At 64.7% G+C, this 22,906-nt stretch carries 17 protein-coding genes and 1 pseudogene; 8 read left to right on the top strand and 10 right to left on the bottom strand.

Translation table 11 applies throughout. The features are described from left to right. Positions 1-15 precede the first annotated feature (15 nt). The 4 genes from frr to rpsB form a co-directional block, all read right to left on the bottom strand. Positions 16-576, bottom strand: coding sequence for a ribosome recycling factor (gene frr / locus G3N59_RS06515; RefSeq protein ID WP_205981741.1), 561 nt, complete (start codon positions 574-576; stop codon positions 16-18). Positions 577-668: 92 nt separating this feature from the next. Beyond that, positions 669-1,385 carry a UMP kinase gene (gene pyrH, locus G3N59_RS06520; RefSeq protein ID WP_027814826.1) on the bottom strand — a complete coding sequence of 239 codons (717 nt, stop codon included), beginning with the start codon at positions 1,383-1,385 and terminating at the stop codon, positions 669-671. Between the two features lie 264 nt (positions 1,386-1,649). Continuing rightward, positions 1,650-2,531, bottom strand: coding sequence for a translation elongation factor Ts (gene tsf / locus G3N59_RS06525; RefSeq protein ID WP_205981742.1), 882 nt, complete (start codon positions 2,529-2,531; stop codon positions 1,650-1,652). 213 nt (positions 2,532-2,744) lie between these two features. After that, positions 2,745-3,500: a 30S ribosomal protein S2 gene (gene rpsB / locus G3N59_RS06530; RefSeq protein WP_205981743.1), complete on the bottom strand. Its 756-nt coding sequence runs from the start codon at positions 3,498-3,500 to the stop codon at positions 2,745-2,747. A 367-nt stretch (positions 3,501-3,867) separates the two neighbouring features. On the opposite strand from rpsB, the gene map reads away from it, so the two are divergent. Then, positions 3,868-4,689 carry a type I methionyl aminopeptidase gene (map, locus tag G3N59_RS06535; RefSeq protein WP_205981744.1) on the top strand — a complete coding sequence of 274 codons (822 nt, stop codon included), beginning with the start codon at positions 3,868-3,870 and terminating at the stop codon, positions 4,687-4,689. Between the two features lie 266 nt (positions 4,690-4,955). Then, positions 4,956-7,535 carry a [protein-PII] uridylyltransferase gene (locus G3N59_RS06540; protein WP_205981745.1) on the top strand — a complete coding sequence of 860 codons (2,580 nt, stop codon included), beginning with the start codon at positions 4,956-4,958 and terminating at the stop codon, positions 7,533-7,535. A 3-nt stretch (positions 7,536-7,538) separates the two neighbouring features. Here G3N59_RS06540 and G3N59_RS37420 read toward each other — a convergent pair whose 3' ends face one another. After that, positions 7,539-8,828, bottom strand: a complete 1,290-nt coding sequence (locus tag G3N59_RS37420) for a hypothetical protein (RefSeq protein WP_346777853.1) — start codon at positions 8,826-8,828, stop codon at positions 7,539-7,541. Positions 8,829-8,873: 45 nt separating this feature from the next. Here G3N59_RS37420 and G3N59_RS37425 point away from each other — a divergent pair. Further along, positions 8,874-8,936, top strand: a pseudogene (locus tag G3N59_RS37425) (hypothetical protein); the annotation flags it as partial. Positions 8,937-9,035: 99 nt separating this feature from the next. After that, on the top strand, positions 9,036-9,605 hold the full coding sequence (locus G3N59_RS37430) for a pseudouridine synthase (RefSeq protein ID WP_346777856.1): 570 nt from the start codon (positions 9,036-9,038) through the stop codon (positions 9,603-9,605). Positions 9,606-9,696: 91 nt separating this feature from the next. On the opposite strand, the gene def is transcribed toward G3N59_RS37430, so the two are convergent. The 5 genes from def to G3N59_RS06570 all read right to left on the bottom strand — a co-directional run bounded on the left by def (position 9,697) and on the right by G3N59_RS06570 (position 18,835). Further along, positions 9,697-10,230, bottom strand: coding sequence for a peptide deformylase (gene def / locus G3N59_RS06550; RefSeq protein ID WP_027814833.1), 534 nt, complete (start codon positions 10,228-10,230; stop codon positions 9,697-9,699). Then, the gene (ligA, locus tag G3N59_RS06555; protein ID WP_205981747.1) at positions 10,227-12,287 is read right to left on the bottom strand and encodes an NAD-dependent DNA ligase LigA; all 2,061 of its coding nucleotides are present in this window, start codon (positions 12,285-12,287) and stop codon (positions 10,227-10,229) included. The genes def and ligA overlap by 4 nt, the downstream gene beginning before the upstream one ends. A gap of 197 nt (positions 12,288-12,484) precedes the next feature. Next, a complete protein-coding gene (locus tag G3N59_RS06560; RefSeq protein WP_205981748.1) occupies positions 12,485-13,819 on the bottom strand; it encodes a cell division protein ZipA C-terminal FtsZ-binding domain-containing protein in 1,335 nt (444 codons plus the stop codon). Positions 13,820-13,951: 132 nt separating this feature from the next. Further along, positions 13,952-17,470 carry a chromosome segregation protein SMC gene (gene smc, locus G3N59_RS06565; RefSeq protein WP_205981749.1) on the bottom strand — a complete coding sequence of 1,173 codons (3,519 nt, stop codon included), beginning with the start codon at positions 17,468-17,470 and terminating at the stop codon, positions 13,952-13,954. A 210-nt stretch (positions 17,471-17,680) separates the two neighbouring features. Beyond that, positions 17,681-18,835 carry a DMT family transporter gene (locus G3N59_RS06570; RefSeq protein WP_205981750.1) on the bottom strand — a complete coding sequence of 385 codons (1,155 nt, stop codon included), beginning with the start codon at positions 18,833-18,835 and terminating at the stop codon, positions 17,681-17,683. Between the two features lie 280 nt (positions 18,836-19,115). Between G3N59_RS06570 and dapC the strand changes: the two genes are divergently transcribed. The 4 genes from dapC to dapE all read left to right on the top strand — a co-directional run bounded on the left by dapC (position 19,116) and on the right by dapE (position 22,877). Further along, positions 19,116-20,339: a succinyldiaminopimelate transaminase gene (dapC, locus tag G3N59_RS06575; protein ID WP_205981751.1), complete on the top strand. Its 1,224-nt coding sequence runs from the start codon at positions 19,116-19,118 to the stop codon at positions 20,337-20,339. 91 nt (positions 20,340-20,430) lie between these two features. Further along, positions 20,431-21,258 carry a 2,3,4,5-tetrahydropyridine-2,6-dicarboxylate N-succinyltransferase gene (gene dapD, locus G3N59_RS06580; protein WP_205981752.1) on the top strand — a complete coding sequence of 276 codons (828 nt, stop codon included), beginning with the start codon at positions 20,431-20,433 and terminating at the stop codon, positions 21,256-21,258. Further along, entirely contained in the window at positions 21,258-21,623 is a 366-nt protein-coding gene (locus tag G3N59_RS06585; protein WP_205981753.1) for an arsenate reductase, read from the top strand. Before dapD ends, G3N59_RS06585 begins: the two co-directional genes overlap by 1 nt. Positions 21,624-21,737: 114 nt before the next feature. Beyond that, complete coding sequence (gene dapE / locus G3N59_RS06590) at positions 21,738-22,877, top strand: succinyl-diaminopimelate desuccinylase (protein ID WP_205981754.1); 1,140 nt, start codon at positions 21,738-21,740, stop codon at positions 22,875-22,877. Positions 22,878-22,906: the final 29 nt, after the last annotated feature.

Below are 22,906 nucleotides of genomic sequence, written 5' to 3' on the forward strand. Positions count from 1 at the left end.
GAAAGCCTTGCGGCCTCAGACCGTCATGATTTCGGCTTCCTTCGTCTGGACGAGCTTGTCGATCTCGGTCACGAAGCGGTCCGTCAGCTTCTGGACGTCGTCGCTGCCGCGGCGCTCGTCGTCTTCCGAGATTTCCTTGTCCTTGACCAGCTTCTTGAGCTGTTCGTTGGCGTCGCGACGCAGGTTACGCACGGCAACCTTGGCCGTTTCGCCTTCGTTCTTGACGACCTTCGTGAGTTCCTTGCGGCGCTCTTCGGTGAGTGCGGGCATCGGCACGCGGATCAGATCGCCGTGCGTTGCCGGGTTCAGACCGAGTTCCGAGTCGCGGATCGCCTTTTCGATGACCGGGACCATCTTCTTTTCCCAGGCCTGAACGCCGATCGTGCGCGCGTCGACGAGCGTCATGTTCGCGACCTGCGAAATGGGCACCGGCGAACCGTAGTAGTCGACCTGAATGTGGTCGAGCAGACCGGTGTGTGCGCGGCCCGTGCGGATCTTCGCCAGGTCGCCCTTGAACGCTTCGATCGAGCGCTGCATTTTCTGCTCAGCGCCCTTCTTGATGTCAGCCACAGCCATTTTGATACCTCCGAACCTTCATTACGGTACGGGCCCGCCAGCGCGCATAGAGGGCGGCGCGGCCCGAGATCGATCTCGCGTGAGACGAGAGTTTACACGTGGACGAGCGTGCCTTCGTCTTCGCCTTGAATGATGCGCTTGAGCGCACCCGGCTTGACGATCGAAAAAACACGGATAGGCAGCTTCTGGTCGCGGCACAGCGCGAAAGCCGTGGCGTCCATGACCTGCAGATTGCGGCCGATTGCCTCGTCGAAGCTGATCGTCGAGTAGCGCGTGGCCGTCGGGTCCTTCTTGGGATCGGCCGAGTACACGCCGTCGACCTTGGTGGCCTTGAGCACGACTTCAGCGCCCACTTCCGCGCCACGCAGGGCAGCGGCGGTGTCGGTCGTGAAGAACGGGTTGCCCGTGCCGGCCGCAAAAATCACGACCTTGCCTTCTTCGAGTTGACGGATCGCGCGGGGGCGGATGTACGGCTCGACCACCTGGTCCATACGCAGCGCGGACTGCACGCGCGCTTCGATGCCGGCGTGACGCATGGCGTCCTGCAGCGCGAGCGCATTCATCATGGTCGCGAGCATACCCATGTAGTCGGCGGTGGCGCGGTCCATACCGGCTGCGCCGCCCGCGACGCCGCGGAAAATATTGCCGCCGCCGATCACGACGGCGAGCTGGGTGCCCAGACGCACGACCTCGGCCACGTCTGCCACCATACGTTCGATCGTGGCGCGATTGATGCCGAAGGCATCATCGCCCATCAGGGCTTCGCCGGAAAGTTTGAGCAGGACGCGTTTATAGGCGGGTGTGGGCATGGAGGTATCCAGGATCGCGCGCAAAAGGCACTAACAGGGCAATAACTTGAAACTGTAGGGGTGAAATACTGCTTGGGGCAAGCGCCACCAGAAATAGCGAAGATTTGCGACACCGGGCACGGCGGATGGCCGCCATGCCTGGCGCGCTACTCGGGCGTCGCTACGCTGCCCACCGCGGCGGAGAAACCCCACCGCGGCTTGCTACGGTACTGCGATAAAGCTTTGACTGCTTTGAAGCGTGAAGCTTAAAGGCTTGCGCGGCCTTTATTGCTGCTTTGCAGCAGCGACTTGCGCGGCCACTTCAGCTGCGAAGTCGTCTTGACGCTTTTCGATGCCTTCGCCAACGACGAACAGCGCGAACTTCTGCACCGAGCTGTTAGCAGCCTTCAGCATCTGTTCGATCGTCTGCTTGTCGTTCTTAACGAACGGCTGGTTCAGCAGCGAGACTTCCTTCAGGTACTTCTGGACCGAACCGTCAACCATCTTGGCGACGATTTCAGCCGGCTTGCCCGATTCAGCAGCCTTCTGCTCAGCGATGCTGCGCTCCTTGGCGATCAGCTCGGCCGGCACGTCGTCCGACGACAGCGAAACCGGCTTCATTGCAGCGATGTGCATCGCCACGTCCTTGCCGACCTGCTCTTCAGCGCCCGTGTACTCGACCAGCACGCCGATACGCGTGCCGTGCAGGTACGCAGCCAGCTTGTTGGCGGTTTCGAAGCGCGCGAAGCGACGGATCGAAACGTTTTCGCCGATCTTGCCGACCAGTGCCAGACGCACTGCGTCGACCGTCGAGCCTTCCAGCGGCAGAGCCGACAGAGCGGCGACGTCAGCCGGGTTTTGCGTAGCGACCAGCTCGGCCACCGTGTTCGCGAATGCGAGGAAGTCGTCGTTCTTCGCAACGAAGTCGGTTTCGCAGTTCAGTTCGACCACGGCGCCAGCGTTGGCACCGATGAACGAAGCGATCACGCCTTCAGCCGTAACGCGCGATGCAGCCTTGCTCGCCTTGTTGCCGAGCTTGACGCGCAGGAGTTCTTCAGCGCGTGCCAGGTCGCCGTCGGCTTCCGTCAGCGCCTTCTTGCATTCCATCATCGGCGCATCGGTCTTCGCGCGCAGTTCTGCCACCATGCTTGCGGTAATTGCCGCCATCATTCGCTCCTTGAGTCTGTCTGGTACGCGCCGGTCGCAGGGTTCGATGCAACCGGCAGGAATTCGTTTCCGTTTTTGCCCGTGTTGAAACGCTTTTTTACAGCTGCTTCTACAGGACTACGGTGCCGCCCATATGACGCGGCGTCGAATGCCACGGCTTAAAAAAAAGGGGCCTATGGAAAGCCCCCTTTTCTTGCCGGACACGGGGGCAGCTTACGCCTCCGGGTTGACCTCGACGAACTCGTCGTCGCCTTCGTTGCCGCGAGCGGCTGCAACCACTTCGTTCACCGAGTTAGCACGGCCTTCGAGGATCGCGTCTGCCACGCCTTGCGTGTACAGGGCGACGGCCTTGCTGGCGTCGTCGTTACCCGGGATGACGTAGTCGATGCCTTCCGGCGAGTGGTTCGTGTCGACCACAGCGATAACGGGGATGCCCAGCTTGTTGGCTTCCGTCACAGCGATCTTGTGGTAGCCGACGTCAACCACGAAGATTGCGTCCGGAATGCCGCCCATGTCCTTCACGCCGCCGATCGACTTTTGCAGCTTGGCGATTTCGCGTTCGAACAGGAGCGCTTCCTTCTTGCTCATCTTTTCGAGTTCGCCTGCCTCAACAGCCGCTTCCATGTCCTTCAGGCGCTTGATCGAAACCTTCAGCGTCTTGAAGTTGGTCATCATACCGCCGAGCCAGCGTGCGTTCACGAACGGCATACCAGCGCGGCTTGCCTCTTCAGCGATCGTGTCACGCGATTGACGCTTCGTGCCGACGAACAGGATCGTGCCACGGTTCGATGCCAGCTGACGCACATACTTCAGTGCGTCGTTGTACATCGGCAGCGTCTTTTCGAGGTTGATGATGTGAATCTTGTTGCGATGACCGAAAATGAAGGGGGCCATCTTCGGGTTCCAGAAGCGCGTCTGGTGACCGAAGTGGACACCTGCTTCCAGCATTTGGCGCATGGTAACTGCCATGTTTCAATTCTCCGCTAGGGTTTGGGTCTGAAGCCGGTTGCCGTATCGGTGCACCGCCCTGCTTTCGGGACTGGCACGCCCGACACCCTGGGTGCGACCGGCTTGCGATTTCAAATTTGCTTTACGTCTATTTACTACTTGCCGCCCTTTATTTATTGCCTGCGGCGACATCAGGCACAATCTCTCACCAGAACCGCTCATTTGAACGAGACGGGAGCGACTTAGCCGAAGAGTATAGCACGCAAACTGTGCACGCCTCAAGACGGCTATTACCCTCGTGAAATGGTTTCGCCCATTCTCAAAAGCCAGCGACCATGGGGATAAGGTGCGATAATTCGATATTCGACTGCATTTTCGGGCGCACACCATGGCCATTTCGATCAAGAACGAACACGACATCGCGCAAATGCGCGTCGCCTGCCGGCTGGCGAGCGAGGTGCTCGACTACATTACGCCCTTCGTAGTGGCGGGCGTCACGACCGGCGAAATCGACCGGCTCTGTCACGAATACATGACCAACGTGCAAGGCACGGTGCCCGCGCCGCTGAACTATCAGCCGCCCGGCTACCCGCCCTACCCGAAGGCAATCTGCACCTCGATCAATGATGTGATCTGTCACGGTATTCCGGGCGACAAGGCGCTGAAGAACGGTGACACGCTCAATATCGACGTCACGGTGATCAAGGATGGTTATTTCGGCGATACGAGCCGCATGTTTATCGTCGGCGAGGGTTCGATCCTTGCGAAGCGCCTCGTGCAGACCACGTATGAATGCATGTGGCTCGGCATCGATCAGGTGCGTCCGGGCGGCCATCTGGGCGACATCGGCCATGCCATCCAGCGTTATGCGGAAGCGCAAGGTTATAGCGTGGTGCGCGAATATTGCGGTCACGGCATCGGCACGGTGTTCCACGACGAGCCGCAGGTGCTCCACTACGGCCGCGCCGGCACGGGCGTTGAACTGCAGCCGGGCATGATCTTCACCATCGAGCCGATGATCAACGCCGGCCGCCGCGATATCCGCACGATGCCGGACCAGTGGACCGTCAAGACCAAGGACCGCAGCCTGTCCGCGCAGTGGGAGCACACGGTACTCGTCACCGAAACCGGCTACGAAGTGCTGACGGTTTCGGCAGGCACGCCTGCCAAACCGGCGATCGTTGCGCAGGCAGCGGGCGCGACGGCCTGATCGGCCTTATCGGTAGCATCTCCAGCCGCCCGGCCAACTGCGTCGATCCAGTTGACCTTTACCGGGGCGGCGTAGCAGGGCTTGCGCCACACGCGCAAAGCCAGCAAGGCAACACCGGCATCACTGATGCATGAAGCGGGCAAGAGGCAGGCGGGACGCCGCCTCGCGCACCGCCAGAAAGCGGCACCCCAACCCGAACGGCCCAGCCAGCGGCCGCCAGGAACGCAAGGCCCAGCCATTCCAACCGCGCCACCACACCCTGACCCATGAGCGTTCTCGCCGTCGCCGCACCCGATACGTCGTCGCTGAAGTCCGACTACAAGGCCGCCAAGGCCCAGTTGCTCGAACGCTTCAAAAGCGCGTCCAATGTCGATTCGCTGATGCACGCCCTCGCCCGCACCACGGACGAGACGCTGCGCAGCGCGTGGGCGCTCTGCGAATTGCCGGCATCGCTCGCGCTCGTGGCCGTCGGCGGCTTCGGCCGGGGCGAACTGGCGCCGTTCTCGGACGTCGATATCCTCGTCCTGCTCCCCGACGACGAAGCACTCGAACCGCTGGAAGCGCGCATCGAGCGCTTTATCGGCCTAGCCTGGGATCTGGGACTGGAAATCGGCAGCAGCGTGCGCAGCGTTTCGCAGTGTCTCGAAGAAGCGGCCAACGACGTGACCGTGCGCACTTCGCTGCTCGAAGCGCGCCGCATCACCGGCAGCACGACGCTGTTCGGCGACTTCGCCCAGCGCTATCGCGACGCCATGGACCCGCGCAGCTTCTTCCAGGCGAAGGTGCTGGAAATGCGCCAGCGCCACGCGCGCTTTCAGGACACGCCCTATTCGCTGGAACCGAACGTCAAGGAAAGTCCCGGCGGCCTGCGCGATCTGCAACTGATCATCTGGATCACGGAAGCCGCGGCCTTCGGCAGCAGCTGGAAAGAACTCGATCAACGCGGCCTGATCACCACGCGCGAAGCGCGCGAGTTGCGCCGCAACGAGTCGTTCCTCAAGGCGCTGCGCGCGCGCCTGCACGTGATTGCCGGGCGCCGTCAGGACATTCTGGTGTTCGATTTGCAGACGCCCGTGGCAGAGAGCTTCGGCTTCAAGGCCAGCACCGCGCGGCGCGCCAGCGAACAGCTGATGCGGCGCTATTACTGGGCGGCCAAAGCGGTCACCCAGCTCGCCAGCATCCTGATCCAGAACATCGAAGCGCAACTGTTCCCGAGCACGAGCGGCATCACTCGCACGCTCTCGGACCACTTCGTCGAAAAACAGGGCATGATCGAAATCGTGACCGACGATGTGTTCGAGCGCGAACCGCACACGATTCTCGAAGCCTTCCTGCTGTATGAGCAGGTGCCTGGCGTGAAGGGACTGTCGGCGCGCACCATGCGGGCGCTCTACAACGCGCGCGACAAGATGGATCTGCACTGGCGCCGCGACCCCGAAAACCGGCGTCTCTTCATGGAGATCCTCAGGCAGCCGGCCGGTATCACGCATGCAATGCGGCTGATGAACCAGACGAGCGTGCTGGGACGCTACCTGCTGAACTTCCGGCGCATCGTCGGGCAGATGCAGCATGACCTCTATCACGTCTACACGGTCGATCAGCACATCCTGATGGTGCTGCGCAATATCCGCCGCTTCGCGGTGGCGGAACACGCGCACGAGTATCCGTTCTGCAGCCAGCTGATCGCCAATTTCGAGCGCCCGTGGGTGCTCTACGTGGCGGCGCTTTTCCACGATATCGCCAAGGGGCGCGGCGGCGATCACTCGCAGCTCGGCATGGCCGACGCGCGGCGTTTTTGCCGCGAGCACGGCATCGACACCGAAGATGCCGACCTGATCGTCTGGCTGGTCCAGCAGCACTTGACCATGAGCCAGGTCGCGCAGAAGCAGGACACGAGCGACCCCGAAGTGGTCAAGCGTTTCGCCGATATGGTCGGCACCGAGCGGCGTCTTTCAGCGCTTTATCTGCTGACCGTGGCCGATATTCGCGGCACCAGCCCGAAGGTCTGGAACAACTGGAAGGGCAAGCTGCTCGAGGATCTGTATCGCTCGACGCTGGCCGTGCTCGGCGGCGCGCGCCCCGATACGCATTCGGAACTCAAGACGCGCCAGGAACTGGCGCTCGCGCTGCTGCGCCTCGAGACCGTGCCCGAGCACGCGCACCGCGCGCTGTGGGACAAGCTCGATGTCGGCTACTTCCTGCGCCACGATGCCGCCGATATCGCGTGGCAGACGCGCGTGCTCTATCGCCATGTGGAAACGCCCTCGCCCGTCGTGCGCGCGCGCCCGTCGCCGATCGGCGAAGCGCTGCAGGTGCTCGTCTACGCGAAGGATCGTCCCGATCTGTTCGCGACGATGTGCGCGTACTTCGACCGCAGCGGCCTGTCCGTGCTCGACGCGCGCGTGAGCACGACGCGCCACGGCTACGCGCTCGACAACTTTATCGTCGCCCATACCGAGGGCGACGTGCATTACCGCGACATCGCGAACCTGGTCGAACAGGAACTCGCCGAGCGTCTCGCGGCCGAAAGCCACGTGTTGCCGGAACCGTCGAAAGGACGGCTTTCGCGACTGTCGCGCACCTTCCCGGTGACGCCGCGCGTCGACCTGCGGGCCGACGAGCGCGGCCAGTACTACATCCTGTCCGTGTCGGCGAACGACCGGCCGGGCCTTCTTTATTCGATCGCGCGCGTGCTGGCCGAGCACCGGGTCGGCGTCCATGCGGCGCGGATCAATACGCTCGGCGAGCGCGTCGAAGACGTATTCCTGCTGGACGGCTCGGGGCTTTCCGATAACCGTCTGCAGATCCGTGTCGAAACCGAACTGCTGCGCGCGATAGCAGTGTGAAAGTCAAAGCGAATTACCTGAATCATGCGAGCCAAACTCACAGCCAAACACCCGCGCCCGGCCACGCCGGAACGCTCCCCCGTCCGACGCGGTACCACGACCGCGCGCAAGCCCGTGCGGCCGGCGGAGGCGCGGCCTGCTGAAGGGCGGCCGCAAGGGCAAGGACGTCCGGCGGGTGCGAAGCCCGCAGCCGGCAAGCCGATGTCGCGCGAGCGCGATGGCGGCGAACGTCGCCCGTTCCGCCCGCGCGAGGATGGCGGTGAACGCCGTCCGTTCCAGTCGCGCGAAGGCAGCGGCGAGCGCCGTTCGTTTGGGCCACGTGAGGATGGCGAGCGTCGTCCGTTCAAGCCGCGCGAAGGTGACGGCGAGCGCCGATTCCCGCGTCGTGATGAAGGTGGTGAACGTCGCTCGTTTGGGCCGCGTGAGGATGGCGAGCGTCGTCCGTTCAAGCCGCGTGAAGGCGATGGTGAGCGCCGATTCCCGCGTCGTGATGAAGGTGGTGAACGCCGCTCGTTTGGCCCGCGTGAAGATGGCGAACGTCGTCCGTTCAAGCCGCGTGAAGGCGACGGTGAGCGTCGTTTCCCGCGTCGCGATGAAGGCGGTGAGCGTCGCTCGTTTGGGCCGCGTGAGGATGGCGAGCGTCGTCCGTTCAAGCCGCGTGAAGGCGACGGTGAGCGTCGTTTCCCGCGTCGCGATGAAGGCGGTGAGCGTCGCTCGTTTGGGCCGCGTGAAGATGGCGAGCGTCGTCCGTTCAAGCCGCGCGAAGGCGATGGTGAACGCCGCTTCCCCCGCCGCGATGAAGGCGGTGAACGCCGCTCGTTTGGTCCGCGTGAAGATGGCGAACGCCGTCCGTTCAAGCCGCGCGAAGGTGACGGCGAGCGCCGATTCCCGCGTCGTGATGAAGGTGGTGAACGCCGCTCGTTTGGTCCCCGTGAAGATGGCGAGCGTCGTCCGTTCAAGCCGCGTGAAGGCGACGGTGAGCGTCGATTCCCGCGTCGTGATGAAGGCGGTGAGCGCCGCTCCTTCGGCCCGCGCGAGGACAGCGGCGAGCGCCGTTTCCCGCGCCGTGACGAAGGTGGCGATCGCCGCCCGTTTGGCGGCCGTGACGACCGTGGTGACCGCCGACCGCGCGACGATTCCAGCGATCGCCGCTTCGCCCGCCCGGTGAAGTCGTCTTATGGCAGCGACCGCGACAATCGCAACGAACGCACCGACCGCAACAGCGCCCCCGCGCGCAAGTTCGGTGACAAGCCCGCAGGCAAGTCCTTCGACAACGCACCGCGCCGCGCCCAACGCGAGGAAATCGACGGCGACAACGCGCTGCGTCTGTCCAAGCGCATGTCGGAGCTGGGTCTGTGCTCGCGCCGCGAAGCCGACGAGTGGATCGAAAAAGGCTGGGTTTTCGTCGACGGCGTCGTCGTCGACACGCTGGGCGCCAAGGTCACGCCCGAGCAGCGCATCGAAATCGATCCCGCTGCACTCGCCGCCCAGGCGCGTCAGGTGACGATCCTGCTGCACAAGCCGATCGGTTTCGTCTCCGGTCAGGCCGAAGACGGCTACGCGCCCGCCGCCACGCTGATCACCGGTGAAAACCACTGGGACGGCGACCGCTCGGGCATCCGCTTCTCCGCCCAGCACCTGCGCACGCTCGCACCGGCCGGCCGCCTCGACATCGACTCGACCGGTCTGCTCGTCCTGACGCAGGACGGTCGCGTGGCCAAGCAACTGATCGGCGAAAGCTCGGACATCGACAAGGAATACCTCGTGCGCGTCACCTACGGCGACATCGAGACCGAAGTCGACCAGCACTTCCCGGCCGATCTGCTGGCGAAACTGCGTCACGGCCTTTCGCTCGACGACGTGCCGCTCAAGCCCGCCCAGGTCAGCTGGCAGAACGGCGAGCAGCTGCGTTTCGTCCTGCGCGAAGGCAAGAAGCGTCAGATTCGCCGTATGTGCGAGCTGGTTGGCCTGCACGTCGTCGGCCTCAAGCGCGTGCGCATGGGCCACGTGCTGCTGGGCGCACTGCCGCAAGGCCAGTGGCGCTATCTGTCGGCGGACGAAGGCTTCTAAGCCTGACGACACCGGCGCGGACCACGCGCCGGAGCCATAAAAAATGGGAGCCGCGGGCTCCCATTTTTATTGCGCGCTACATCCGCGTGATTCAATCGTCGCTATTGGGATCGAGATCCGGGAACAGCACTTCGGTAAAGCCAAACTTCGAGAAGTCGGTAATGCGCATCGGATACAGCTTGCCGATCAGGTGATCGCACTCGTGCTGCACCACGCGCGCATGAAAACCTTCCGCGACGCGCTCGATCGGCTTGCCGTACTGGTCGTAGCCGTTATAGCGGATCATCGAATAGCGGCTCACCGCGCCGCGCATGCCCGGCACCGACAGACAGCCTTCCCAGCCCTCTTCCATATCATGCGAAAGCGGATGGATCACGGGGTTGATCAGCACCGTTTGCGGCACGGCTGGCGCTTCGGGATAACGCTCGTTCTGCTCGAAGCCGAAGATCACCACCTGCAGATCCACGCCGATCTGCGGCGCAGCGAGCCCCGCGCCATTCGCCGCGTGCATGGTGTCGAACATGTCGGCGATCAGCTCGTGCAGTTCCGGCGTGTCGAAATGATCGACGGGTCTGGCGATGCCGAGCAGGCGCGGATCGCCCATCCTGAGAATTTCGCGAATCATGTTGAATGCCCCTCCAGGAGCTTGTGCAACCCTTCTTCGTCGAGCACCGGCACGCCGAGTTCCTCGGCTTTCGCGAGCTTGCTGCCCGCGTCGGCACCCGCCACCACGTAGTCGGTCTTCTTCGACACCGAGCCGGCCACCTTCGCGCCAGCCGCTTCCAGCATCTCTTTCGCCGCGTCGCGTGTGAGCGTCGGCAGCGTGCCCGTGAGCACGACCGTCTTGCCCGCGAGCACGCCCACCGGCGCCTTGGGCGCGGGCGGACCTTCTGGCCATGTGACCTTGCCGGGCGCGCGCAGTTGCTCGATGACCGTGCGGTTATGTTCTTCCGCAAAGAACTGGTGAATCGACTCCGCCACGATCGGCCCCACATCCTTCACTTCGAGCAGTTGCTCGACGCTCGCGTCCATGATCGGATCGAGCGAGCCGAAGTATTTGGCCAGATCCTTCGCGGTGGATTCGCCCACCTGCCGAATGCCCAATGCATAAATAAAGCGTGCGAGCGTGGTCGACTTGGCTTTTTCCAGTGAATCGAGCAGGTTTTGTGCCGATTTCTCTGCCATGCGGTCGAGTTCCGCGAGCGTGGCGAAACCCAGGTTGAACAGGTCCGCCGGCGTGCGCACGAGGTTCTGTTCGACCAGCTGGTCGAGGATCTTTTCGCCCAGACCGTCGATATCGAGTGCGCGGCGCTGCGCGAAGTGCCAGAGCGCCTGCTTGCGCTGCGCCGGGCAGAACAGACCGCCGGTACAGCGCGCGATGGCTTCGTCGGGCAGACGTTCGATGCGCGAACCGCACACAGGGCATTCGGTGGGCATCACAAATTCGTGTGCGTCTTCCGGGCGACGCTCCAGCAGCGCGCCCACCACCTCGGGAATCACATCGCCCGCACGGCGCACGATCACCGTATCGCCGATACGGATGTCCTTGCGGCGCACTTCGTCTTCGTTATGCAGCGTAGCGTTGGTGACCGTCGCGCCGCCCACGAACACGGGCTCCAGACGCGCAACCGGCGTGATGGCGCCCGTGCGCCCCACCTGCACGTCGATGGCGAGCAGGGTCGTGAGCGCTTCCTGAGCCGGAAACTTGTGGGCCAGCGCGAAACGCGGCGCGCGCGAAACGAAGCCGAGCGCATCCTGTTCGTCGCGGCGATTGACCTTGTAGACCACGCCGTCGATGTCGTACGGCAAGCCGTCGCGCTTCTCGCCCACGGCGCTGAAAAAGTCGAGCAGACCTTGCGCGCCCTTCACGACTGCGCGTTCGCTGTTCACGGGCAGACCCATTTCCGCGTACCAGTCGAGCAGTTCGCCGTGCGTGGCGGGCATCGGCTCGCCTTCCAGCACGCCAATGCCATACGCAAAGAACGACAGCGGACGCTGCGCCGTAATCTTCGAATCGAGCTGGCGCAGGCTGCCGGCCGCGGCATTGCGCGGATTGGCAAATTCCTTCTGGCCGGCTTCGCGCTGACGCTCGTTCATACGTGCGAAATCGCGGCGGAACATCAGCACTTCGCCGCGCACGTCGAGCACCTTCGGCACGCGCGCGCCCTTCAGGCGCAGCGGCAGTGACCGGATCGTGCGCACGTTTTCGGTAACGTTTTCGCCGGTTGTGCCGTCGCCACGTGTGGACGCCTGCACGAACACGCCATCCACGTAGCGCAGCGAAATCGCCAGACCGTCGAACTTGAGTTCGCACGCGTAGTCGACTGCCTCGCCTTCGGCCTTGCCAAGCGTGTCATGCACGCGCTTGTCGAATGCGGCGATGTCTTCGTCGGCGAAACCGTTGTTGAGCGAGAGCATCGGCACGTCATGGACAACCGGCTCGAAGCCCGCCGACGCTTCGCCGCCCACACGCTGGGTGGGCGAATCGGGCGTGATCAGATCTGGATGTTCGGATTCGATCGCCTGCAGTTCGCGGAACAGCGTGTCGTATTCCGCGTCGGGCAACTCGGGCTGGTCGAGCACGTAATAAGCGTGATTGGCGCGCTCGAGTTCGGCGCGCAGCCACGCCGCGCGCTCGGTCGCGGGAGATGCTTCGGTAGGACGGGCGGGATGACGGACCATGCTGGTTGCGGCTTCTGACGAGTGATTTAAGAGTCAGATTATCTCAGGAAGCCGCGCCTGTGGCATCCGCCGAACGGCTAACTTCGTGCGCCGCCGAACCGGCCGCAAAATGAAAAAGGCGCGGCGCCTCGATGGCACCGCGCCTTTCAGGCGGGCGAACGGCCGCTTCCGGCCGCTTTCGCCCGACTCCGGCCGCGTTACTGGCTGAAGAGCCGGCGCGTCGCCGCCGAACCCGCCGGAATGCCGGCCTGTTCGAGCTTCGCGTAGAGCGTCATGAGCTGCTTGTCGATGTTCTGCAGAACCGACTCCGGCAGCGGCCGGCGCTGGTCGTCCACCACGCGCCCGCCAATACGCTCAGCGAGCGAGCGCGCGTAATCGCACATCAGGCGGAACGGCAGGATGTCCTCGTCGGCCACCGGCACGTCGAGGATCAGCGTGATCATCTGGCCGCCCTTGTAGGTCAGGTCGTCGCGCAGGAAGTTGGTGTCGCCGAACTGCAGCATGAACACCGGGCTCTGCTTCGCGTCGAGCTTCACGAAACGCGTGCCGTCGCGCGACAGCAGCAGGCCGTCCTGCGCCGACACCGCCTGCACATAATTCGCCGACCACGGCGCGCCATCCGACAGCACGTTGATCGAAAGCTGCGCGTCGCACTGCGCCGCAAAGCCGTCGAGTTCGCGCGCCATCGCCACGGTCTCGGTCATGTCCGGGAATTCGGGCAGACCGTCGAGCGCATCGGCCAGTTGATGAACGCCCGCGACGAATTCCGAAAATTCCAGCTCGTTGAGCGGGCCATTGCGGTTCGCGAGTTGCGCGGCCGCGCGCAGTTCTTCGTAGCGCACGCCATTTTGCAGCAGCTCCCAGCCGTCGCCGCCTTCCGGCTTGCCTTCGATGTGCACGGGCTTGCTGCCGGCGCGGCGCAGACGCTGCGCGAGCGGAATCACACGCTCGCCGGGCAGCGCGCCGCCCAGGCGAATCGGCACGATGCAGTCGATACGGCGATCGACGATCGCGGGCGGCGCCGAAGAAATCGTGGTCGCAGCCGGCATCACCGGTTCGACGCGCTCGTCTTCGTCGCTGGCCGGCGCTTCGTCCTTCGCGGCAGCGGTTTCGTCATGTTCGGCGGGCGTTGCCACAGCCGCTTCGGCTGCGTCGGCGGCATTAGGCGATACCGCGCCTTCAGCCTGCGCCGCTTCACCTTCGGCAAAACCGTTCGGCGCGGTGTTCTCGGCCTGGATATCGACGGGCGTATCGGCAGGCGCAACCGTGCCGAAGCCCGGTTCGACGCGCTCTGCGCTTTCTTCCGCGCCCTGGCCCGCAAGCGAAGGCTCGCGACGCGAAGGCGCGCGAGCCGGTTCGATAAACGGACTAGGTTCCTGCAGGTCGTCGCGCAACGGCGATTCGACGGCTTCCTCGGGCATCGGGCGCGGCATGCGACGGCGCACCCTGGCGCCCTGCCACGCGTTGTACACCACCACGCCCCCGACGACTACGGCACCCGCGCCGATCAACCCGAGAGTCAACTGATCCATGCATGCTCCATCTGCAATTCTTTCTTGTCTGGCGGCGCGCACCGGCCTGTGCCGCTGCGCAAACCGCAAGCGTGGCGCCGCTGGCTGTCGCGCCGCGCGCCGTCCCTTGGATGTCTAAACCGTTTCGACCGTTTAGCCGATATTTTGTGCGAAACCCGCCGCCGTTTCCATGTCTACGGCCACGATGCGCGACACGCCCTGCTCCTGCATCGTCACGCCGATCAGTTGCTGCGCCATCTCCATCGCGATCTTGTTGTGCGAGATGAAGAGGAACTGCGTCTTGTCCGACATCGCGCGCACGAGGTTGGCGAAGCGCTCCGTGTTGGCGTCGTCGAGCGGCGCGTCCACTTCGTCCAGCAGACAGAACGGCGCCGGATTGAGCTGGAACATCGCGAACACGAGCGCCGTGGCGGTCAGCGCTTTCTCGCCGCCCGACAGCAGGTGAATCGTCGAATTCTTCTTGCCCGGCGGCTGCGCCATCACCTGCACGCCGGCGTCGAGAATTTCGTCGCCGGTCATGATGAGCTTCGCCTGGCCGCCACCGAACAGGCGCGGGAACAGCTCGCCGAAATGGTGGTTCACCTGGTCGAAAGTGCCTTGCAGCAGCGTGCGGGTTTCCTGGTCGATCTTGCGGATCGCGTCTTCGAGCGTTTCGATCGCGCTCGTCAGATCGGCCGATTGGGCGTCGAGGAAGCTCTTGCGCTCCTTCGCCGCCGCCAGTTCGTCGAGCGCGGCCATGTTGACGGGGCCGAGCGCCGCAATCGCGTTGTTGATGCGCGTGACTTCGCCCTGCAGATACGGCGCCTTCAGGTCCGGCGAAAGCTTTTCCTGCAACGCGGCTTCGTCCACACCCGCCGCCTGAAGCTGCTCGATGAACTGTTCGCCGTTCAGGCGCGCGGCCTGTTCCTTGAGCTGCAGTTCCGTGATGCGGTCGCGCAGCGGCTGCAGCGCGCGTTCCGCGCTCAGGCGGGTCTCGTCGGCGGCGCGCAGTCGGGCGCTCAGATCGTCGAGTTCCACCCGCGCGTTGCGCAGCGCTTCTTCCTTTTCCGCGCGAATTTCCAGCGCGTCCTGCAGGCCCGTGTGAGCGGTCTGCTCGTTGATCGTTTCCAGTTCGGCGCGCGCGTCTTCGAGCGAGGCGGCCACGCGCTCGCTCTGATCGTGTGCGATCTGGATATTGCGCTTGAGCTCTTCGATGCGGTTGGCCATGTTGCGCGCCGCAAAGCGCGCATCGCCGGCCGCACGTTCGAGATCGCGCGCCTGGTTGCGCGCATTGCCGAGGTCTTCGTCGAGCGCCTCGAACGCGAGCTGGTTATCTTCGAAGCGCGCCTGCAATTCGGCCAGGTCGCTGTCGTGACGCTCGAAGTTCGCTTCCGATTCCGCACGCAGCGCACGCTGCTCTTCGGTCTGCGCACGAATCTCTTCGCGCTCTTCGCGGATCTGCGTGCTGCGCGCCGTGTAGCGCTCGTGTGCCTGCGTCAGCTTGAGCACGTCCATCTGCAAGGCGTGCACGCGCTGGGTCGCGCGTTCGGCCTGCTGGCGCAGTTCGCCGAGCTGCTGCGCCGCCGTGGTATGCGCGGCTTCCGCGCGCACCACCGCCGAGCGGGCTTCGTCCGCCAGCAGCGCCTGGGCGCGCAACTGGCGCGTCAGATTTTCGATTTCCTGCTGGCGCGCCAGCATGCCGGCCTGTTCCGAATCCGCGGCGTAGAGCTGCACGCCCACGCGCGTGACCATATGCCCGGCCTTCACCACGAACACGCCACCTTCCGGCAACTGCGCGCGTTGCGCGAGACCTTCGGCGAGATCGGCGGCCACGAAGGTCGTCGCGAGCCATTCGTTGAGCACCGCGCGCAGGCCGGCATCGTCGATACGCACGAGCGAGAGCAGCGGCGTGAGTCCGGCAGGCACGGCCGGCGTCAGACCCGCGGGCGGCGGCGCATAGAACGCGAGCTTGGCCGGCGGCGCGTCGCTCGCGAACGCCTTGACCCAGTCGAGATTCGACACTTCGAGCGCCGCGAGACGCTCGCGCAGCACCGCTTCGAGCGCGGTTTCCCAACCGGCGTCGACATGCAGCTTCTTCCACAGACGCGGCAACGCACCCAGTTCGTGGCGTTCGAGCCACGGCTGGATCTTGCCTTCGGTCTGCACGTTTTCCTGCAACTGCTTGAGCGCGGCCAGACGGGCTTCGAGCTGGTGCGTTTGCGCGCTTTCCGCGTTCACGCGATCGTGCGCGGCGCGCCGCTCCGCATCCAGACGCGGCACGTTTTCCTGCGCATCGGCCAGACGCCCCTGAGCGTCGTGCAGCACTTCTTCCTGCTCGGCGAGCTGCATGCGCAACTCTTCGAGCTGCACTTCGTCCGGTGCATCGAGCCCGCCCGCTTCCGACTTCAAACGCTCTTCGCGCTGCTGAAGCTGCTGGAGCATTTGATCGGCGTTACGCTGATGCGCGGCTTCGAGCTTGATCGCCTGTTCGGTGCGCGCGATGCCCGCGCGCTCTTCGTTCAGCTGCGTCTGCGCATCGCGCCAGCGGTTTTCGAGCGCAGGCAAGGCTTCCTGTTTCGCGGCCGCTTCTTCTTCCGCGACCGCCGCCTTTTCCTCGCCCATCGCCAGTTGCTCTTCGGCGTCTTCGATGTCGTCCTGGGCTTTTTGCGCCTGCACCTGCCATTGCTCGCGCTGCGCGGTGAGCGCGGCGATCTGCGCCTGCACCCGGTTGCGCGATTCGACGATGAACTTGATTTCGGCTTCGAGGCGGCTGACTTCGGCGTTCGCTTCGTAGAGCGAACCCTGCGCGCCCTGCATGGCGTCGCTGGCCGAATAGTGCGCGACGCGCAGCGTTTCGAGCTGCGCTTCGACTTCGCGCAATTGCGCCGTATGACGCTCGAGGTCGATCTGCGCCTGCTCGATCGCGCGCTGCTGGCGCTGCTGCTCGGCCGCCGCTTCGTTCTTGCGCAACAGCCACAGCAGACGCTGCTTTTCTTCGCCGTCGGACTGCAGTTCGCGGAATCGCGTCGCCACCACGGCCTGCCCTTCGAGCTTGTCGAGGTTGGTCGAGAGTTCGCGCACGATGTCTTCCACGCGCGTCAGATTCTCGCGCGTGTCGTGCAGGCGGTTTTCCGTTTCGCGACGGCGTTCCTTGTACTTCGAGACACCAGCGGCTTCTTCGAGGAACACGCGCAGCTCTTCGGGCTTCGCTTCGATGATGCGCGCGATCATGCCCTGGCCGATGATCGCGTAAGCGCGCGGCCCGAGACCCGTCCCGAGGAAGATGTCCTGAATGTCGCGGCGGCGTGCCGGCAGATTGTTGATGTAGTAGCTCGACGTGCCGTCGCGCGTGAGCACGCGCTTGACGGCGATTTCGGCATATTGGCCCCACTGGCCGGCGGCGCGGCCGTCCGCGTTGTCGAACACGAGTTCGACGCTGGCGCGGCTACCGGGCTTGCGCGCCGTGGAACCGTTGAAGATGACGTCCTGCATCGACTCGCCGCGCAGCTCGGACGCGCGGGATTCGCCGAGCACCCAGCGCACGGCGTCGATGATGTTCGATTTGCCACAGCCATTCGGCCCGACCACTCCGACGAGTTGGCCCGGAACCTGGAAATGCGTGGGATCGACGAAAGATTTGAAGCCAGCGAGTTTAATCGAGGTCAGACGCACGGCGATATCGCTGTTGGAATAGGGAGGGTGAACGGGACCGCCCGCGCCTGTGGTCGCAGGCCGCGCGCCGCCGACCTCGCAACCGGTCGCACGACGGCGCAGCGCGCCGCATCAGGCCTACATCAAGCATCTCGGGCAGCCGCCACGGCTCGCCGCACCGCGCGCATCAAACACAGCCTGCGCGCCCCGGCCGGCGAGGATCAGCGGCAATCATACCATCGCACGCGAGCCATTCTGCCCGCTGCGCGGAGAAGCCGTGGGCGGCGCGCTGTCTTTCGCGCCGCTTTCGGCTTGTGTGGCGTCGTCGCTGACGCCGGCATCGGCGTTTGCGGCATTTTTGGCGCGATCGCCGCGCTGACCCGGCGCGCCCTCATCGTCGTCGAGCCGGTTCGCCTGGGCGTGCGCGATTGCGCTGGCATCGGCGCTTGCGTGGGGCGTGTGCGGTTTGCCCGCTGCGCCGTCCTCGCGTTTCGCGTCCTGCGCGCGATGGACCCAGCTCGACAGCAGCGAGGCCAGCACGATGCACGCGCCGCCCGCCCATTCGCGCGGCCCCGGCGTCTCGCCCGCCAGCAGCCAGGACGACAGCGCCGTCACGACGATCTCGAACAACATGATGATCGACGCGCGGTTCGCAGGTACGCGCGCGAGACCGTACTGCACGAGCATATTGTTCGAACTGAGCAACAGGCCGAGCACCAGCACCAGCAGCATGATCCGCGCGACCGGTTCGCCTGCGTGAATCACCGGCAGCGGCTCGAAGCACGCAGCGAGCGCGCCGAAGATCGCCGCGCCGCCAAAAATCACGGCCGTGCGCATTTCCGGCTTCATCTGCGGCAGGATGCGGCTCGTCTTGACGACCAGCACGTTACTCATCGCGAAACCCATGCCGGCCACGAGTCCGGCCCACTCCGCCGCGCTGCCCGGCAGCGGCACGCCCAGTTTCGGCGACCAGAGCATCATGACCGCGCCCAGCAGCGACAGCCCGGCGAGCGCCGCGCCCGACCACGACAGGCGTTCGTGCAGGATGAAATGGGCGAAGATCGCGGTCCATGCGGGCGTGAGATAAAACAGCAGCAGCACGCGCATCACTTCGCCGTGGATCGCGCCCCAGACAAAGCCGATATTGGTGATGCCGGCCGCGAGCCCGAGCATCGGCAAGATCCAGTGCCAGCGCACGGTCGAAATCGAGCGGCGGCGCAGCAACAGCACGAACAGACAGCCCGCCGCGCTCGTGGCCGCGCCGGCGGCCGTGCCCGTCAGGCCGAAGCTCGCGAGCGTGCGCAGCGGATACCAGATCACGCCCCAGACCGAAGCGCCGATCAGAATCGCGAGCGTAGGCCAGCCCGCTTTGAGATTCGCGTTCATCGCGCGGCCCCGGTCAAGCGCACGACTGCGCGCGGCGCACCCTTCACAGATTGCATTTCCAGGCCCTTTTTCCTGTCTCATGCGTGCCCGGCTTGCCGCGCCAGCCTTGATGCCGCGCAACGTCCAGACAACGCCAAGTTATAATTCCCGCTTTTCCAGCCGCAGATGCCGCGCAACCTGCGCCGCAAACGCGCGCTACGCGCGTCGATCCGACGCCGCTGCGCCCTGCCCGCTGCCTGTCCGTCTTTCGCTCCAGCTCGCCTATTTAGCCCGCCAAGCCGTGAATCCGCTCCTCGACACCCTCCAGTCCTATCCCTTCGAAAAGCTGCGCGTGCTCTTCAAGGACGTCACGCCGAATGCCGGCCTGCGCCACATCAGCTTCGGGATCGGCGAGCCGAAACACCCGACGCCCGCGCTGATCCGCGACGCCATCGTCAATTCGCTCGACGGTCTGTCGGTGTATCCGGCCACGGCCGGCACGCCCGCGCTGCGCGAGGCGATCGCGAAATGGGTGACCGAGCGCTACAGCCTGCCGAAGATCGACGCCGCCACCGAAGTGCTGCCGGTGTCCGGTTCGCGCGAAGCGCTGTTCGCGCTCGCCCAGGCGGTCGTGGACCCCACGGCCGGCGTGAAAGACCCGGCGAAGCGGGCGATCGTACTCTGCCCGAACCCGTTCTACCAGATCTACGAAGGCGCCGCGCTGCTCGCAGGCGGCGAGCCGTATTTCGTGAACAGCGATCCGGCCCGCAACTTCGCCTGCGATTATTCGCAGGTGCCGGAAGACGTCTGGGCGCGCACGCAGCTGCTGTTCGTCTGCTCGCCGGGCAATCCGACGGGCGCCGTGCTCACGCTCGACGACTGGCGCGAACTGTTCGCGCTGTCCGACAAATACGGCTTCGTGATTGCGTCCGACGAATGCTATTCGGAGATCTATTTCGACGAAACGAAGCCGCCGCTCGGCGGTCTCGAAGCGGCCCGCCAGCTCGGCCGCGGCTTCGAGCGTCTCGTCATGCTCTCCAGTCTGTCGAAGCGCTCGAACGCGCCGGGCATGCGCTCGGGCTTCGTCGCCGGCGACGCCGCGATCCTCAAGCAGTTTCTGCTTTATCGCACGTATCACGGCTCGGCCATGTCGCCGGTCTGGCAATCGGCTAGCATCGCCGCCTGGGGCGACGAAGCGCACGTGCGCGACAATCGCGCCAAATACGTGCAGAAGTTCTCGACCGTCACGCCGATGCTCGCCGACGTGCTCGACGTGAAGCTGCCGGACGCCGCGTTCTACCTGTGGGCCAATGTCTCGCGCACCGGCCTCACGGACGACGCGTTCGCCCAGCGCCTCTACGCCGACTATAATGTGACGGTCCTGCCGGGCTCGTTTCTCGCGCGCGAAGCGCATGGCGCGAATCCCGGTGCCGGTTTCGTGCGCCTCGCGCTCGTCGCCGACGTCGCGGAGTGCATCGAGGGCGCGCAGCGCATCGTCGACTTCTGCCGCTCGCTCAAACCGTAAAGCTTTCCCTGCGTGCGGGGTGTGTGCAGCCCGCCTGCCACCCGCCGCGCGCAACTCCGCTTTCCACCATCAATTTCACGAAATCACCACCATGTCGCAACAACTTCAGCAGATCATCGACACCGCCTGGGAAAACCGCGCCGACTTCTCGCCCAAGTCCGCGCCGAACGACGTGCGTGAAGCCGTCGCCCACGTCATCGCCGAGCTGGACAAGGGCGCCCTGCGCTGCGCCGAAAAGAAGGACGGCGACTGGATCGTCAACCAGTGGGTGAAGAAGGCCGTGCTGCTGTCGTTCCGCCTGGAAGACAACGCGCCGATGGCCGCAGGCGGCTTCACGCAGTTCTTCGACAAGGTGCCGTCGAAGTTCGCCAACTACACGGCTGAAGACTTTGCAGCAGGCGGCTTCCGCGTCGTGCCGCCGGCCATCGCGCGCCGTGGCTCGTTCATCGGCAAGAACGTCGTGCTGATGCCGTCGTACACCAACATCGGCGCATACGTCGACGAAGGCACGATGGTCGACACGTGGGCAACCGTCGGTTCGTGCGCGCAGATCGGCAAGAACGTGCACCTTTCGGGCGGCGTGGGCATCGGCGGCGTGCTGGAGCCGCTGCAGGCCAACCCGGTCATCATCGAAGACAACTGCTTCATCGGCGCGCGCTCGGAAGTCGTGGAAGGCGTGATCGTCGAAGAAAACTCGGTCATCTCGATGGGCGTGTACCTCGGCCAGTCGACCAAGATCTATGACCGCGAAACCGGCGAAATCACCTACGGCCGCATCCCGGCTGGCTCGGTGGTCGTGGCCGGCAACCTGCCTTCGAAGGACGGTTCGCACAGCCTGTACTGCGCCGTGATCGTCAAGAAGGTCGATGCCAAGACGCGCGCCAAGGTCGGCCTGAACGAGCTGCTGCGAGGCGACTGATGGCGAAGGCCGCAAAGACTGTCGTATACGGCATTCCGAACTGCGATTCCGTGAAGAAGGCCCGCGTGTGGCTGGAAGAGCACGGCATCGAGTTCGAGTTTTACGACTTCAAGAAGGCCGGCGTATCGAGCGCGCTGGTGCAGGACTGGCTCAAGGACGTGTCGCTCGATCAGCTGATCAACAAGCGCGGCACGACCTGGCGCGGCCTGTCCGAAGTGCACAAGGCCGAAGCCGATTCGACCGCCGGCGCGATTGCGTTGATGAGCCACAAGCCGTCGATCATCAAGCGTCCGGTTATCGTCGTGAATGGCCGCGTGAAGGCGCTCGGCTTTGCCGCCGAGCAGCTCGAAACGATTTTTGCCTGAAGGGTTGAATCCGATGAGCGCCAGACGCCCATCGGACAGCCAGGCCATCACCAGCTGTTGCCGGCCCCTGATTCGTCAGCGGTGCCGGCATTTTCATTTGCAACCGGTCCCTCCATGTCCGCCACCCTCGCCCTTACCGAAGCCCTGATCGCGCGCGCGTCCGTGACGCCCGACGACCAGCACTGCCAGCGCATCATGACCGAACGCCTCAGCGCGCTCGGCTTCGCGTGCGAAACGATCGAATCCAACGGCGTGACCAACCTGTGGGCCGTCAAACGCGGCGCGGCCGGCACCGACGGCCCGCTGCTCGCCTTCGCGGGCCATACCGATGTCGTGCCGACCGGCCCGCTCGAGCAATGGAGCTCGCCGCCGTTCGAACCCCATCATCGCGACGGCATTCTCTATGGCCGCGGCGCCGCCGACATGAAGACCTCGCTCGCCGCGTTCATCGTGGCCAGCGAAGAGTTCGTGGCCGCGCATCCGCAACATCGCGGCGCGATCGCCTTCCTCATCACCAGCGATGAAGAAGGCCCGGCCACCGACGGCACCGTCAAGGTGGTCGAGGCGCTGCAGGCGCGCGGCGAGAAAATGGATTACTGCATCGTCGGCGAACCGACTTCGTCGGCAACGCTGGGCGACTGCGTGAAGAACGGCCGCCGCGGTTCGATGTCGGGCAAGCTCGTCGTCAAGGGCGTGCAAGGCCATATCGCCTACCCGCATCTGGCGAAGAATCCCGTGCATCTGCTGGCGCCGGCGCTGGCCGAACTCGTCGCCGAAAAATGGGACGACGGCAACGAATACTTTCCGCCGACCACCTGGCAGGTCTCGAACATGCACAGCGGCACGGGCGCGAGCAACGTGATTCCCGGCCACGCCGAAGTGCTGTTCAACTTCCGTTTCTCGACCGCCAGCACCGTGGAAGGCCTGCAGCAGCGCGTGCACGCGATCCTCGACAAGCACGGTCTCGAATACGATCTGCACTGGAGCGTGAGCGGCCTGCCCTTCCTGACGCCGCGCGGCGCGCTGTCGAACGCGCTCGAAAAAGCGATTCTCGACGAAACCGGCGTGACCACCGAACTGTCGACCACGGGCGGCACCTCGGACGGCCGTTTCATCGCGCGCATGTGCCAGCAGGTCGTGGAGTTCGGCCCGCCCAACGGCAGCATCCACAAGATCGATGAGCATATCGAAGTGAAGTTCATCGACCCGCTCAAGAACGTGTACCGCCGCGTACTCGAACAACTGATCGCCTGAGCGCCCGCGCCCAGGCTGGAGTTCCCAAT

The sequence above is a fragment of the Paraburkholderia sp. Ac-20340 genome, assembly GCF_017104965.1.
GTDB lineage: Bacteria > Pseudomonadota > Gammaproteobacteria > Burkholderiales > Burkholderiaceae > Paraburkholderia.